Below are 14,774 nucleotides of genomic sequence, written 5' to 3'. Positions count from 1 at the left end.
GCCGTTTCTTTCAGATCATCGGATCGTCGGTCTGGTGTGTCGCTGGCTGACGCCCAGTGGGCGCGCATCGAGCCGTTGTTGCCGGACCGGACGCCGAAGCGGGGTGGCCGGTGGCGTGATCACCGACAGGTGATCGACGCGATCGCGTTCACGTACCGCACCGGCACGCCGTGGATGGACCTGCCCGAGCACTTCGGCTCGTGGAAGGGCGCCCACAACAGGCTCCGGAAGTGGGCCGCCGACGGCACCTGGGAAAAGGTCTTCATCGCTCTGCCGGCCCAGGCCGACACCGAAGGGGACCTCGACTGGATCGTCGCGGTCGACTCCACGACCGTCCGCGCTCACCAGCACGCGGCCGGGGCCCGTCAAAAGGGGCTCCGGCCGGCGAGCCGGACGACCATGCCCTCGGCCGATCCCGCGGCGGGCCGGCCACCAAGATCCACCTCGCCGCGGACAGCCGCTGCCGGCCACTCGCCTTCGTCCTCACCCCCGGCCAGGCCGGTGATGCACCGGCCTTCCCTGAAGTCATGGCCAGCCTGCGGGTGCCACGGCGGACCGGCCGGCCCAGAACCACACCCGAGATGATCCCGGCCGACAAGGCCTACTCATCGCGCGCGATCCGGACCCATCTCCGTCAGCGCGGGATCCGGGCGGTGACCCCCCAACCTTCCAACCAGGTCACCAAGCGCAAGAGGCGAGGCCGATACCTCGCCGGACTCCACATCGCCGCCATCTTCATCTAGTCGGCCAGGTGATCCGAAGGGAAGCGCCTAACGCCCGCTGCGGATCAGCCCGGAGCGACGCGACGACATCCACGAGGCCTTCCTCGGCCTCGCCACCTGTCTGATCGCCCACCGACACATCCGACGCCTTTGTCAGGTCCCCTGCAGGCTGTCTTTGTCGCACCGGATGATGCCGTCGAGGTCAAGCAGCAGGTTCCGACCACCGGTGCGCAGAGCGTGGACGGCGGCGGCGCGGAAGGCGCTGATGCTGGTTCCGTTCAGTTCACCGACGAGTGCCAGGGAGACGCGCTGGTCGGCGTGCAGTCCACGGCCCCCGTTTCCGCGCTCCGGCTTCAGGCCCTTGATGTCGCGTGTTATTTCAGGGCGTCCAGCTTCACCGAGTACAGGACCCTGTCCTCCTCGCCTTCGGTGAGGCTCCAGAGCTCGTTGGTGGCGTACCAGAGGGAGAGGTCCTGCGGGCGGTACGACCAGTCCTTGCGTGCCTTGAGCGTCCAGTTCGCCGTGGCCCCGCCGACACCGGCCGTGGAGAAGCGGCGGTTGGCCACGGTTCCCTTGGACATGTTGAAGTACAGCGTGTCGCCGTTGGCCTGGACCCCCTGGACATCGCTGATCGCGTCGCCGGCGTTCTGGGGGGCGGTGGACTTCCAGCCCTCTACAGGCGTCCGGTTCAGCCGGTAGTCGTCGCCGAACCGGTAGCGGTAGACCTCGGTGCCGGCATAACTGCCCGTAGTCGACGAAGACTTGTAGTTGCCGCCGACCAGGCTGGCGCCGCCCGCACTGTTGCGGTCCAGCGACACGTAGTCGAAGGAGGCGCCGCCGGAGACGTAGTGCCGTACCTCCGGCAGGACGTACTGGTAGTCGCCGCCGCCTCCGTCCTTCTTCTTGTAGATCTTGCGGGTGTCGAACACGCGGACGCCGGCCTTGCCCGCGTCGGGGCCCGGCTGTCCCTCCCAGTTGGAGGTGCTGGACATGAACAAGTACGGTCCGTACCAGGCCAGTCCGCCGCCATGCCCGTAGATCCGCCGTTGCACGCCCGCTTCGTCCACCCACACAGGGAGCACGAAGCGGTACTTCATGTCGTCCAGATTGACGAAGGCCAGCTTCACCGAGTTGTGGCGGTAGTCCTTCTTGGGCGGCGGAGGGTTCCCGGGGTCCGTCACCGGGTCCTGCTTGGTGTTCTGCCACGTCCAACTGGCTATCGCGGCACGGTTCTCGCCGGTGACGGGAATGCCGCTCAGCTGCGCTTCGCCGGAGGTGGCGAGGCCCTGCGGCACCCAGGGCATCAGGTGTGCGTTCTCCGCGCCCTGCTTTCCCTGCATCACGGTGTCCCAGCAGTACGCCGCGCTGGTCGGCACGGTCGGCTGCGGCAGCGCGTCAGCCCGTGCCGCACACTCCGGATCGCCGCTTCCCAGCATCGCGGTGCGATCCGTGCCGGACAGCGCTCCGTTGATCCCCACGGGCGTGTACTCGGCAGCAGGCGGAGTCTGGTACGGGTTCGTCTTCTCGGTCAGTGCGTAGTGGTCGCCCGTGACGTTCAGGTGCACCAGCGGTGGCTGAGGCAGCGGGGCGGCTGCCGCGGGAACCGCTATGAGCACGGCCATCGCTGTGCCGCCGAACACGAAGAACCGCTTTCTCACTTGCCACCCCGTCAGTCACTTCGACATTCGAAATCCCGTGCGAGAATAGCAGTGGCACGGCACAGCCCTTCACCTGTACGCCACAGGCCCACGCCCGCGTCAGAGCGGAAGGACCAGCGGCAGAGGACAACCGGACGCGTCCGGCCGAAGTCGGCAGGAGCGGTCCGGTCCGGTCCGCGGCGGCCGGCTTGTCACACTGCCTGCATGCAGATCTCGCAGCCCTGCTCGCCGGGTCGGCTGTCGGCCTTCAAGAGCCGGCGGCGCGGCTCAAGAAGACTGAATCGTGATCGCCTCATGAGGTCTCCGGGCTGATCCGCGTTCGCCTTAGCCACCCCCGGGTGGCGGCGGCACTCCACGCCGCCACCCGCCAGCCGCCACCCGCCGGGCGATTCGGGGGAACCGGCCCCGGGGTGCCCCGCTGCGGGGCACCATGCCGGCATGGACGCACAGATCATCACCACCGTCGTGGCCGTCGTCGCGATCGTGGGCGCCTATCTCGGCGCCGCGCGGCAGGCGCGTGCGGCGGTCGAGTCCGTACGCCGAGGGCATCAGCAGTCCGCGTACAGCGACCTCATCCGTGCCGCCCGCCGCTATCTGAAGGCGGTCCGGGGCGCGGTACCTGCGGCGGTGGCCCTGGACGAGAACGTGCGGCGGAGCTTCGGCGCGACACCCGAGGAGGAGGACGACCTTCTCGATGCCGCCGCCGTCGCCCAGTACAGCGCGCTGATCACCCGGGAGTCGACCGACTGCGAGGAGGTCACGGCGGCGGCGACGCTCGTGGAGCTGGAGGCGCCGGGGGAACTGGCCCACTACGCGCGGCTGCTCGCGGAGCATGCGGAGGAGCTGGCGTCCGTCCTCGCCGCCGCGGGCCGACCCGACGACCAGGGCGACGACACCCTGCTCCCGGCGGATCCCCGGAGGGCGACGGACGCCCAGGCCGCTGTCGAGACCGCGCTCGCGAACTTCGTGGCACGGGCGAGGATCTCGCTCAGCGGCGGTGGCGGCGGACGGCTGCCGCGCCTGACGCGCCTGTCGCGCTGAGCCATCGGCCGCAGGCCTGGGCGTTGTTGACGAGTCGGCGGCGGCGTAAGCCCCACCGGCTCCGCCCGAACGCCGTTGTCAGTGGCGGCGGATAGCGTCCGGGGTGGTGGAAGGACCGCTGCCCGACAGGAGTGGACGATGACCGACGACTTTGTGGTGCCCGCGCTCAGGGTGGTGCTGACCGACGTCAACGAGCGCGTAGTGGAGGCGTGGCGGGCCGCGTTCGCCGACACGCCCGCGGTCGAGATCCGCCGGGGCTCGATCCTCGACGAGGACGTCGACGCCTGGGTGACCCCCACCAACTCCCGCGGCCGGATGGACGGTGGCGTCGACGCCGTCATCAAGCGGCACCTCGGGTCGGGCATCCAGGCGCGGGTGCAGCGGGCGATCCGGGACCGGTTCGGCGGCAGCCTCCCGGTGGGCAGCGCCGTGTGCGTACCGACCGGAGCGACCGTCCCGCGGTACCTGATATCGACACCGACCATGGTGCGGTCCTCCGAGAACGTCAGCGACACCCTGAACGTGGCCATGGCGTGTGCCGCCGCGTTCCAGGCCGTCCACCGGCAGAACCGCCGCGCCCCCGGCAGCATCCGCTCCCTGGCGCTGGTCGGACTCGGCGCACAGACCGGCCGCGTGCCCGCCCGGATCTGCGCCAACCTGATGTGGACCGGCTACACGCTCTTCCACGACCACTGGTTCCAGGACGACGACGAGCTGAGGGCCACCATCCAGGCGCAGCGGGGCGGCATCGAGCAGGCGCCGGACACCGAGCGGGTACGCATCGTGCCGCCGCCCGGGCAGCCTCCCGCGCCGGACCAGACCCACCTCTCCGCCACCACGACCGGGAGCCCCGCCCCCATGAACGACACGAGCCCCACCACCCCGGCCCAGCCCGGCGCGAACGATCCGCTCGGCCTCACCGGCCTCTTCGAGGGCGGCGGCGAGCCGTGGCTTCCGCTGCTGAAGCCCGTCATCGATGCGCAGCCGAACGCCGCGGAGTTCATCGGCCCGAGCCGCAGCCCCGAAGTCGTCCCGGTCCGCGAACTGACCTTCCAGGCGCTCAAGCCCAACCCGCCGCACAAGTGGAAGGTCGTGGTCTTCGGCCAGAACGCGTACCCGCGCCCGGAGAGCGCCACGGGCATAGCGATGTTCGACAACACCTTCAACGACTGGCAGGACAGCCAGTTCGGGAGGGTCGTCAGCGTCCGCTGCCTCATCAAGGCGGCGGCGATGTGGAAGTACGGCATCGCCAAGAAGACCCCCATCGCCGACATCCGGGCGCTGCTGAAGGAGCGCGACACGGTCCAGCCGCCGGAGTGGTTCCAGGCGATGCTCACGCAGGGCGTGCTGCTGCTGAACGCCTCGCTCACCGCCAGCGCCGACGGCGCGATGCGCACCGACCGGCACACCGCGTTCTGGCAGCCCGTGGCCGAACGGGTCGTCGAGGAGATCCTCAAGGCCAAGCAGGAGGCCGGCGAGGAGGACCGCGGTGTCGTCTTCGCCTGGTGGGGCGCCCACGCCCGCAACCTGAAGAAGATCGTCCTCCGGATCCAGCAGAAGTACCCCGGTGTCGACGTCCGCCACATCGACCACGCCAATCCGGCGGCCCAGGGCGACCTCTTCTGCGAGGGCGACCACTTCGCCACCGTCAACGCGGCCCTGGCATCGCTGGGCGCCGACGAGATCGACTGGCTGCCGAGCAAGGGGTGGAACACGCAGCCGACCGGTGCCGGAGGCGGGGGAGGCGAAGTCGCCGCGCGGATGGGCGCGTTCATCGCGTCGACCATGGAGCTGCACCAGCTCTACTTGGAGCGGCTCACCAGCGTCAAGGACGAGGGGCTCGTCCTGCCGGCCATCACCGGGGTCTTCGACACACCCCTGATGGACTTCCACGACGCCCTCGCCCCCGTCACCGGCGTCCTGCCCGGGCTCCATCCGCACATCGACCGGTCCCACGAGTTCGGCAAGCGACGGGCCGACGAACCGGCCGGCGGCCTGTCCGCCGACGCGATCGCCGCACTCCACCTCTACACCTGCGAGTCCGCCTTCTACCGCCGGATCAACGCCGTCCTCCGCTCCCCGGACCGGACCGAGGCCGTGCCCTACCTCCCGTACCTGCGGCTGCTGTTCTCGGCGGTCGCGGGCCTGCCCGCCCAGACCCGACCGCTCTGGCGCGGCGTGGCCCTGGACCTGCGCGCCCAGTACCCGGTGGGACGGACGGTCACCTGGTGGGGCGTCTCCTCGTGCACCTCGGAGCTGGGCGTCGCCAAGGCGTTCCTCGGCAGCCGCGGGAAGCGCACGCTCTTCGAGGTGACCCCCGCGCGGGCGGTGGGGATCCGCAGCTTCTCCGCCTTCACCGGGGAGGAGGAGTACATCCTGGCGCCGGGCACGCAGCTCCGGGTGACCGACGTCAAGACCGAGCGCGGCGGCCTCTGCACGGTCAGGCTGACCGAGGCGGAGGAGGCTCCCCTGGTGTCCTGACCGCCCGTCGGCCGGGGCGGCACCCGCGTCCGGCGGGCACGGCTCCGCCCCCGCCACCTGATGACTCCGGGGGCGGCAGCGTCTAAGATCACTCAGGACATCGCGTGTCGGTCGCCGGCTGGGTGAGGCATGGAGGTGTCGGGAAGTGCCCTCGGAGGCATTCCTTGTCAGTCGAGTTGAACCACACGATCGTCCACGCCCGGGACAACCGGGAATCCGCCCAGTTCTTCGCGGATCTGCTGGGACTCGAGATCACCGCGGAGTGGGGCCCGTTCATCGCGGTCGGCCTGAGCAACGGCGTCACGCTGGACTTCGCCACGATCCCCGCGGAACACATCGCCATGCAGCACTACGCCTTCCTCGTCTCCGAGGAGGAGTTCGACGCGGCGTACGCGCGGATCCGCGAGCGCGGCATCGAGCACTATGCCGACCCGCACCGGCGGCAGCCCGGCGCGATCAACCACCACGACGGCGGACGCGGTGTGTACTTCATGGACCCGGCGGGCCACGCCATGGAACTGATCACCGTGCCGTACGGCGGCTGGACCTCGTAACACCCGCACCGGCCCGAGTGGCCGAGGGCCGCACCTCAGCCCGGGGTGCGGCCCCCGGCCGCCGGTGCTCGGCAGTCAGTGGCTATAGGCCATAACTATTTGCCTAAAGGGTGTAGGGAAGTGCACCATGAGCTGAGTCGACGACGGCCGAGACGAAAGGGATGCCATGGTGCGCGCAGGACTGTCCGCCGGCCGGCTGGCCGCGGCGGGTGCCGAGCTGGCCGACGAGGCCGGGTTCGAGCAGGTGACCGTGTCGGCGCTCGCCCGGCGCTTCGGTGTCAAGGCCGCCAGCCTCTACTCGCACGTCAGAAGCTCCGACGACCTCAGGACGCGTATCGCCCTGCTCGCCCTGGAGGAACTCGCCGACCGGGCCGCGCACGCGCTGGCGGGCCGCGCCGGCAAGGACGCCCTCACGGCCCTCGCCGACGTCTACCGCGACTACGCCCACGAGCACCCCGGCCGCTACGCCGCCACCCGCCTTCGGCTCGACCCCGAGACCGCCGCAGCGAGCGCGGGCGGCCGGCACGCCGAGATGTCCCGGGCCGTCCTGCGCGGCTACGACCTGGCGGAACCGGACCGGACCCACGCGGTGCGGCTGCTCGGCAGCGTCTTCCACGGCTACATCGCCCTGGAGCTGGCGGGCGGGTTCAGCCACAGCGCCCCCGGCTCCCAGGAGAGCTGGGAACGGATCCTCGACGCCGTCGACGCCACCCTCCGCAACTGGCCCACGACCCCGAGGACCACCGCATCATGATCACCACCCCCGTCACCGCGGAGCTGCTGCGCGGCGCCCTCGACGTCGAGCACACCGACCACGGCATACGGCCGCACCGGCTGCCCGCCCGCGCCCGCGCGCACAACACCGACGGACAGCTCGCCATGGCCGAGTCCCAACCCTCCGGCGTACGCGTGGTGTTCCGCACCCGGGCCACCACCGTCGAGCTGGAGACGCGGCCCACCAAACGGGTCTACCCGGGCGCCCCGCCGCGCCCCGACGGCGTCTACGACCTGGTCGTGGACGGACTCCCGGCCGGCCGGGGCAGCGTCCCCTGCGGCAACACCCTCACCATCGACCTGGCCACCGGACACACCGAGCACCGGCCCGGCCCGGCCGGCACCCTCCGCTTCGACGGCCTGCCCGGCCACCTCAAGGACATCGAGATCTGGCTCCCGCACAACGAGACCACCGAGCTGCTCACCCTGCGCACCGACGCCGCCGTCCAGCCGGCGGCGGACCACGGCCGCCGGACCTGGCTGCACCACGGCAGCTCCATCAGCCACGGCTCCGACGCCGCGAGCCCCTCCACCACCTGGCCCGCGCTCGCCGCCTCCCTCGGCGGAGTGGAACTGATCAACCTCGGCCTCAGCGGCAGCGCCCTGCTCGACCCGTTCACCGCCCGCGCCATACGCGACACACCCGCCGACCTGATCAGCGTCAAGCTGGGCATCAACCTGGTCAACACCGACGTCATGCGCATGCGCGCCTTCACCCCGGCCGTCCACGGCTTCCTCGACACCATCCGCGACGGCCACCCCACGACACCGCTGCTGGTCGTCTCCCCGATCCTGTGCCCCATGCACGAGGACACGCCGGGGCCCAGCGCCATGGACACCACCGAACTCGCCGCCGGGCGGCTGCGCTACACCGCGACGGGCGACCCCGCGGAGCGGGCGCAGGGCAAGCTGACCCTGCGCACGATCCGGGAGGAGCTGGCCAGGATCGTCGCACAGCGCTCCGCCGACGACCCGCACCTGCACCACCTGGACGGCCGCACCCTCTACGGCGAGCCGGACGCCGCCGAACTGCCGCTGCCCGACGCGCTCCACCCCGACGCCGCCACGCACCGGCGCATGGGCGAACGCTTCGCCCAGCAGGTCCTCGGCCCCGGCGGCCCCTTCGCCCCCGCCCCCGTGCCGCACGGCTGACCCACCGCCCGGCCCACGCGTCGGGACCCCCGGCCCCGATGAGCCGCGTTGGGACCCCCGGCTCCCGATGCCCCACGCGTCGGGACCCCGGCTCCGATGCCCTACGCGTCGGGGCCCGCGCCCCCCGGCTGCCCCGTCCGGGCCGGCGCCGCCGTACTGAACCGCCACAACACCCGCACCACACGGAACAGGAAACCCGCACCCGCCACCGCGCAGGCCGCGCCGAGCACCCCGCGCTCCGTGTCACCCTCCAGCGCAAGGACCCACACGGGCGCGGCGCACACCGCGAACAGCAGGGCCGCGAGCAGGACCCCGGTCACCAGCGCGAACCCGATCTCGACCGTGATGGCGTCCCGCTCCGCCTGCGTACGCTTCCCCATGGGGCGAGTCTCACCCAAGCGCCGCCCGGGGACAAGGAGTTGCCCGGGCGGCGCGCCGCCCTCCACGCCGGCCGGGACGCGCCGCCGCGGGCTACGACCAGGTGATGCCCGACGTCTCCCGCCACAGCCGGGCCGGGCGCGGGTCGCCGGACACGGTCACCGCGTCGAGCGGCAACCGGTTCCAGAGCGTCAGATAGAGCGCGGCGGCCGGCCCGCTCAGCTCGCAGTCCGCCGCCTCCCCCGCGAGGTCCCCGTCCGCCTCCGTCGTCCGGTCCGCGCGCGGAGCCCGGTCCGACAGCCGTACGGTCCAGACGTCGCCGGTGTCCGTCGGCCGTACGCGCAGCACGGCGGGCTCCGTCGTACGCACCCGGCTCCTGTCCCGGGCGTGCATCCCGCACAGCAGCTCGTCGATCCCGTCCGCGGCGAACGCGGCCGGGACCTCGGGCACCACGTCGTCCCCCAGCGCCGCCTGCGCGTCCACCCGGTGCACCGCCGTCTCGTGCGCCTGGCGCCGGGCCCAGAAGGCGCGCGGTGACGGCGCCGGAAGGAACGCCCAGCACTCCAGCGCGTCCGGCGCCTCGGTCAGCGCGGCCACCAGGCGGCCGTGCCCCTCGCGGAACCAGCCGAGCAACTCGGCGCCGTCCAGGTCGGGTTCACCCGCGGCGGGGCGGTAGGACGTGTACCCCTCCGCGACGAAGGCGGTCGCCCACCGGTGGACCATGCCCGTGTGCCGTACGAGGTCCCTGACGTGCCAGCCCGGGCAGGTGGGCACCGGTGCCCCCGTCCCCGCCCGCTCGGCCGCGTCGGCGAGCAACTGGCCTTCGGCGGCCAGTGACTTGATGTGCTCAGCGATCTCCATGGCGTGATTCTGCCAGCCGCGCCGCCTCCCGGGACCCCGTCGCGGCGACCGCTCCCGGCCGCGCGGACGGCGTCGCCGGACCGACCGGTGCGCCCGGCTCCCGTACGGTCCCGTGCTCGGTGGGGGCGCGGCCGGCCGCGTACCCGATCAGCGCGGCGCCCGCGGCCAGGACCGCGACGGTCGTCAGCGCCACCGGCAGGGAGAACCAGTCCGCGAGGAAGCCGATCGCCGGCGGGCCCAGCAGCATGCCGCCGTACCCCAGGGTCGAGGCCGCGGCCACACCCGCCGGACCGGCCACCGCGCCCGCCCGGGCGACGGCGACCGGGAAGATGTTCGCCAGCCCCAGCCCGGTCACGGCGAAGCCCAGGAGAGCGAGCCAGACCGTCGGGGCCAGCGCGCCCAGCAGCATGCCCGCCGCGGCGGTGGACCCGCCCGCGACGAGCGTGCGGGTCTGGCCGAGCCGCTCCAGCATCGTCGTACCGGACAGCCGCCCGGCGGTCATGGCCAGGGCGAAGGCCGAGTAGCCGGCGGCGGCCACGCCCGGGTGGGCGCCCAGGTCCTGCTCCAGGTGGAGCGCCCCCCAGTCGGCCAGCGCCCCCTCGCCGTACGCGGTGCAGAGCGCGATCACCCCGAAGACGGTGACGAGCCGGCGCGACCGGCCGTCGAGCCGGCCCGGCGCCCGGCGCTCCCCGGTGGGCGCTGCCACCGGGGCGGCGGGGGAGGGGTAGCGCAGGAGTACGGGTCCGGCGACCGCCGTGAGCAGCAGGCCGGCGACGGTCAGGCCGAGCAGGTGCGCGGTGGGTGTGACACCGCCCGCCACCAGGCCGCCGAGCCCGGCGCCGAGCATGCCGCCGAGGCTGAAGGCGGCGTGGAAGCTCGGCATCACCGGGCGGCGCAGTGCGGTCACCAGGTCGACGGCCGCGCTGTTCATGGCCACGTTGATGCCGCCGTACGCGGTGCCGAACACCAGCAGCACCAGGCCGAGCGCGAGCGCGGAGTGGGTCAGCGGCGGCAGGGCGATGCTCAGGCTGAGCAGCACCGCCGACGCGACCGTCACCGGATGGCTGCCGAAGCGCCGGCACAGGCGGCCGGTGAGCGTCATGGTCACCACCGCCCCGGCCGAGACGCCGAGGAGGGCGAGGCCGAGGTCGCCGGCGGAGGCGCCGGTCTGCTCCTTGATGGCCGGGATGCGGACGACCCATCCGGCGAACAGGAAGCCGTCGAGGGCGAAGAACAGGGTCAGGGCGGTACGGAGGCGGGCCAGGGGGCGGGCGGGCGTGTCCTTGCCGGACCCTCCCCGAGCGGCGAGCGTCCGGAGTTTGTTCAGTAGCGGCACAAATTCAGGATAGAGGGCGGGAAGGGGCCCTCTCAACCACCGGAACGGTGACCTCCGCCGCATCCGGGACGCCGCACCCGGGACGCGCGCATCGGGGACGCCGGACGCGTAACGCCGCATCCGGGACGCGCGCATCCGGGACGCCGGACGCATGACGCCGCACCCGGGACACCGAATGCGCGCGCCACGCGCGCGTGGGCACCCGGCACCCGGCCCGCGGATGAGGCGGGCCGGGTGCCGGTGTGGTGGAAGCGCGGGGTCAGCGGTCGCGGTCGCCCTTCGGCTTGCCGCCGGACAGCGGGGCGCCCGCGTCGATCTGCCGCTTCCGGGCGGTCAGGACCTGGACGACCATCGCGCGGTCGGCGTGCTCGTGCTCGTAGTGCAGCAGCTGGTCGAGTTCCGGTACGCCCAGCTCCCGGATGCGGTGCTCCAGTGTGCCCACGGTCAGCTCGTCGTAGTCGGGCAGCGGCAGTGCGCCGCGGTCGGGGGTGCTCATCCGGATCCTCCCTGTGTCTCGTCGGCCGTCTTACGGACGTCGTCGGCCACGTGCCCGTCCAGCGCGGCGCGCACCAGGGCGGCCGCCAGGGCGGGCAGATCCTCCTTCCGCACCAGGCCGGCCAGCGCCTCCGGGTCCGCCGGAAGGCCCAGCCGCTTCGCCCCCTTCAGGGTCTTGTCGTCGAAGTGCGGCGCGAACTCCGGCCATGCACCCTGCACCTCGCGCAGGAAGATGTCCGCCCCGGCCGGCCCGATCCCCGGCGCCTCCCGGAGCAGCGACCGCAGCCGGTCCGCGTCCCCGCCGGCCTTCTCGCGGAGCCGCCGCAGGTCACCGCCGTACGTGTCGAGCAGCAGGTCGGCGGCGTCGCCCAGCTGGGTCGACGTCCGTTCGTCGTACCGCCGGTAGCCGCCCTCGCCGAGCGCGTCCACCCGCTGCTGCCACGTGGCGTCCCGCATGTGCCGCGCGTCCCGCATGCCCGCGTCGAACAGGGCGCGGGCCGCCGCCACCGCGATGTCCGCCCGGATCCGGGCGCTCAGCAGATGGGCCAGGACGAACACCTGGTACAGCGGCTGGGGCGTGTCCTTCAGGCGGATGCCGGCCTCCTCCGCGTACGTACGGCCCTCGGCGTCCAGCAGGGCCCGCACGGTCGCCCTGTGGTCGCTGTCCGCTCGCGCCATGGAACCTCCCGGAGCCTCGCGCGATACGGCCCCCGTCCGTCCGTCGCTGCCTGCGTCCTCGCGGTACGTCGCTGTCCGTACGCCCTGTCCGTACGCCCTGTCCGTACGCCCCTTCCGGCCGTGGGCACGGCACCGGTCACGGCACCCGGTACGGCCTCGGCCCGCCTCGGCGACCCTGCCGCCCGCAGTACCCGTCACGGACCGGCCGAAACAGCACCACGGGGCGGGCGGGCCCCCGGGATCATGGGAGACTCGCCCCCATGAACGGCAAGGCGACCACGACCCGCTCCCGGCTGGACCGGGGCCGCAGCGCGCTCGGACCCGCGCTGGAACTGGTGCACACCGGGCGCGCGCCCACCCGTGCCGTGCTCACCGCCGAACTGGGCGTCACCCGCGCCACCGCCGGCGCCGTCGCCGCCGAGCTGGAGGCCCTCGGGCTGATCCGCGTCGACTCCCGCCCCGGCGCCGGGGCCGGGTCCCAGGGCCGGCCCTCGCACCGCCTCACCGTCGAGGAGAACGGCCCGGTCGCGCTCGCCGCCCAGATCCACGCCGACGGCTTCCGCGCCGCCCTGGTCGGCCTCGGCGGCCGGGTCGTGGCCACCGCGCCCGGCTCCATGACGGTCACCGCCGACCCGGCCCAGGTCCTCGCGGCCGTCGTCGACGCGGGCGCCGCCCTGCTGCGCGAGAGCGGGCGCCGCTGCGTGGGCGCCGGGCTGGCCGTCCCCTCGGCGGTGGCCGAGCCCGACGGGACCGCGCTCAACCCGCTCCACCTCGCCTGGCCCGCCGGGGCGCCGGTCCGCGACGTCTTCGCCGCGCTCGTCCGGGAGGCTGGCATCGACGGCCCCGCCTTCACCGGCAACGACGTCAACCTCGCCGCGCTGGCCGAGCACCGGCACGGCGCCGGCCGCGGCGCCCAGCACCTGCTGTGCGTGGCCACCGGGCACCGGGGCGTGGGCGGCGCCCTCGTCCTCGACGGGCGCCTGCACACCGGCAGCTCCGGCCTGGCACTGGAGGTCGGCCACCTCACCGTGAACCCCGAGGGCCGCCCCTGCTACTGCGGCGGCCGCGGCTGCCTGGACGTGGAGGCCGACCCGCTGGCCTTCCTCACCGCCGCGGGCCGCGAGCCCGGGCCCGAGGTGTCGCTGCTCCAGCAGTGCCGCGACCTGCTGCGCGACCACCCCGGGGACCCCGGCGTCCGCGCGGCCACTGCCGAACTCATCGACCGGCTCGGACTGGGGCTGGCCGGGCTGGTCAACATCCTCAACCCCGACCGCATCATCCTCGGCGGCCTGCACCGCGAGCTGCTCACCGCCGACCCCGAACGGCTCCGCGCCGTGGTCGCCGACCGCAGCCTGTGGGGCCGCAGCGGCGGCGTACCGATCCTCGGCTGCACCCTGGACCACAACAGCCTCGCCGGCGCCGCCGAACTGGCCTGGCAGCCGGTGCTGGACGACCCGCTCTCCGCCCTGGTCCGCACCGCCGCCTGAGCGGCACCGGCACCGCCACGGGCGTGCCCGCCGGGTGCGCTCTGCAGGCGCCCTACAGCAGGTGCGGGGCCTCGCTCCGCACCGTGCGCAGCAGGCGCCGCAGCGACGGGTTCACCAGCGCCGTGCCCGCGACGCTCACCGTCGGCACGGTCTCGTTGCCGCCGGCGACGGAGCGGACGTACGCCGCCGCCTCGGGGTCCTTCCAGATGTTCACCTCGGTGTACCGCAGCCCCGTGCACCGCAGTTGGAGCCGCAGCTTCATGCAGTACGGGCAGCCGGGCCGCCAGTACACCACGACGCCCTCGCGCTCCTCGCCCATCGGACCCTCCGCCGCCGCGCCTCTCCACCGCTCCACCCCGGTGAGCGTACTGCGGGCGACGTAAGCGCCGGGTACGCGCGCGTGCACACGTGAGACGCGCGGCGGTGGACGGCCGGCCCGCCGGGGCCGGACCCGGTCAGCCCGCCACGGCCGGCCGGGCGACGGCACGTTCGCGGATGGCGTCCGCCGCCTCCATGGTGTCCCCGAAGGGCACGGTGTTGGTGAACGGGCCGGTGGTGGCGGCCCCGTACACGGGAAGCGGCGGTATGGGCAGGGGTGTGCTCGTGGGCGCCGGAAGGGTGAACCAGACGACCTTCCCGCTCTCGCCCTGCGGCCGGGCGCCCCAGCTCTCGCTGAACGCCTCGATGAGGGCGAGTCCGCGGCCCGAAGTGGCCATCGGATCAGAGAGGTTGACCGCCGGAAGGCGCGGGTCGTGGTCGTGCACCGAGACCGTCAGCCGGTCGAGCAGCAGCTCGATCTCGACGGTGCACACCTTGTCCGGCTGGGCGTGCTGGTGGACGTTCGTCAGGAGCTCGGTGACACCGAGCGCGGCTTTCTCGATCAGACTGTCGAGATTCCAGTAGCGCAACTGCGCCGAAACGATTCTGCGGACCTGACCGATCCGCGACGGCAGGGCATGGAGCTCTACCGTGCACTGCCTGCTTACCTGGCTGATCACGGCTGCGACTCCCCGAAATGAGGTCCGGAAGAAGACGGAGATCGGATCCAGTAGTTGGCTGGCTCTTGGTCCGGCGGGCTGGATCGCAGCGTCACCGCCGGTGCACCCTGGGTAGTGATGTCAGTCCAGCGTGGACCACAGGTGACCACTGCGCAACTC

General features: G+C 73.1%; 14 protein-coding genes and 1 pseudogene. 7 read left to right on the top strand and 8 right to left on the bottom strand.

Going from position 1 to position 14,774, the window contains the following annotated elements; translation table 11 throughout:
* Positions 1-36 precede the first annotated feature (36 nt).
* Positions 37-704: pseudogene (locus ACF08D_RS19175) on the top strand (IS5 family transposase); the annotation flags it as partial.
* A gap of 392 nt (positions 705-1,096) precedes the next feature.
* Here ACF08D_RS19175 and ACF08D_RS19170 read toward each other — a convergent pair.
* The gene (locus tag ACF08D_RS19170) at positions 1,097-2,380 is read right to left on the bottom strand and encodes a hypothetical protein (protein WP_392223896.1); all 1,284 of its coding nucleotides are present in this window, start codon (positions 2,378-2,380) and stop codon (positions 1,097-1,099) included.
* A gap of 438 nt (positions 2,381-2,818) precedes the next feature.
* Here ACF08D_RS19170 and ACF08D_RS19165 point away from each other — a divergent pair, with 438 nt between their 5' ends.
* The 5 genes from ACF08D_RS19165 (at position 2,819) to ACF08D_RS19145 (ending at position 8,382) form a co-directional block, all read left to right on the top strand.
* A complete protein-coding gene (locus ACF08D_RS19165; RefSeq protein WP_392223895.1) occupies positions 2,819-3,421 on the top strand; it encodes a hypothetical protein in 603 nt (200 codons plus the stop codon).
* A gap of 138 nt (positions 3,422-3,559) precedes the next feature.
* Complete coding sequence (locus tag ACF08D_RS19160; protein ID WP_392223894.1) at positions 3,560-5,902, top strand: macro domain-containing protein; 2,343 nt, start codon at positions 3,560-3,562, stop codon at positions 5,900-5,902.
* Positions 5,903-6,066: 164 nt separating this feature from the next.
* Positions 6,067-6,456, top strand: a complete 390-nt coding sequence (locus tag ACF08D_RS19155) for a VOC family protein (protein WP_392223893.1) — start codon at positions 6,067-6,069, stop codon at positions 6,454-6,456.
* A 166-nt stretch (positions 6,457-6,622) separates the two neighbouring features.
* Positions 6,623-7,210: a TetR/AcrR family transcriptional regulator gene (locus ACF08D_RS19150; RefSeq protein WP_392223892.1), complete on the top strand. Its 588-nt coding sequence runs from the start codon at positions 6,623-6,625 to the stop codon at positions 7,208-7,210.
* A complete protein-coding gene (locus ACF08D_RS19145) occupies positions 7,207-8,382 on the top strand; it encodes a GDSL-type esterase/lipase family protein (RefSeq protein ID WP_392223891.1) in 1,176 nt (391 codons plus the stop codon). Before ACF08D_RS19150 ends, ACF08D_RS19145 begins: the two co-directional genes overlap by 4 nt.
* A 101-nt stretch (positions 8,383-8,483) precedes the next feature.
* On the opposite strand, the gene ACF08D_RS19140 is transcribed toward ACF08D_RS19145, so the two are convergent.
* From ACF08D_RS19140 to ACF08D_RS19120, 5 genes are all read right to left on the bottom strand, one after another.
* Complete coding sequence (locus tag ACF08D_RS19140) at positions 8,484-8,762, bottom strand: DUF6332 family protein (protein WP_392223890.1); 279 nt, start codon at positions 8,760-8,762, stop codon at positions 8,484-8,486.
* 91 nt (positions 8,763-8,853) lie between these two features.
* Entirely contained in the window at positions 8,854-9,621 is a 768-nt protein-coding gene (locus tag ACF08D_RS19135; protein WP_392223889.1) for a maleylpyruvate isomerase family mycothiol-dependent enzyme, read from the bottom strand.
* Complete coding sequence (locus ACF08D_RS19130) at positions 9,608-10,957, bottom strand: MFS transporter (RefSeq protein ID WP_392223888.1); 1,350 nt, start codon at positions 10,955-10,957, stop codon at positions 9,608-9,610. Before ACF08D_RS19130 ends, ACF08D_RS19135 begins: the two co-directional genes overlap by 14 nt.
* Positions 10,958-11,216: 259 nt before the next feature.
* Positions 11,217-11,453, bottom strand: coding sequence for a hypothetical protein (locus ACF08D_RS19125; protein WP_392223887.1), 237 nt, complete (start codon positions 11,451-11,453; stop codon positions 11,217-11,219).
* Positions 11,450-12,130: an endonuclease gene (locus ACF08D_RS19120; protein ID WP_392223886.1), complete on the bottom strand. Its 681-nt coding sequence runs from the start codon at positions 12,128-12,130 to the stop codon at positions 11,450-11,452. Before ACF08D_RS19120 ends, ACF08D_RS19125 begins: the two co-directional genes overlap by 4 nt.
* Before the next feature lie 260 nt (positions 12,131-12,390).
* Here ACF08D_RS19120 and ACF08D_RS19115 point away from each other — a divergent pair, with 260 nt between their 5' ends.
* Positions 12,391-13,617: an ROK family protein gene (locus ACF08D_RS19115; RefSeq protein WP_392223885.1), complete on the top strand. Its 1,227-nt coding sequence runs from the start codon at positions 12,391-12,393 to the stop codon at positions 13,615-13,617.
* A gap of 52 nt (positions 13,618-13,669) precedes the next feature.
* Here the strand turns inward: ACF08D_RS19115 and ACF08D_RS19110 are convergent, their stop codons facing one another.
* Both ACF08D_RS19110 and ACF08D_RS19105 read right to left on the bottom strand, forming a co-directional pair.
* Positions 13,670-13,972, bottom strand: a complete 303-nt coding sequence (locus ACF08D_RS19110) for a mycoredoxin (protein ID WP_392223884.1) — start codon at positions 13,970-13,972, stop codon at positions 13,670-13,672.
* 100 nt (positions 13,973-14,072) lie between these two features.
* Positions 14,073-14,615, bottom strand: a complete 543-nt coding sequence (locus tag ACF08D_RS19105; protein ID WP_392223883.1) for an ATP-binding protein — start codon at positions 14,613-14,615, stop codon at positions 14,073-14,075.
* Between the last annotated feature and the right edge of the window lie 159 nt (positions 14,616-14,774).

Origin of the sequence: Streptomyces sp. NPDC015131 (genome assembly GCF_043079975.1) — a bacterium.
Lineage (GTDB): Bacteria > Actinomycetota > Actinomycetes > Streptomycetales > Streptomycetaceae > Streptomyces.
The sequence above is the reverse complement of the archived record's forward strand: the minus strand, read 5'-3'. Positions and strand labels throughout refer to the sequence as shown.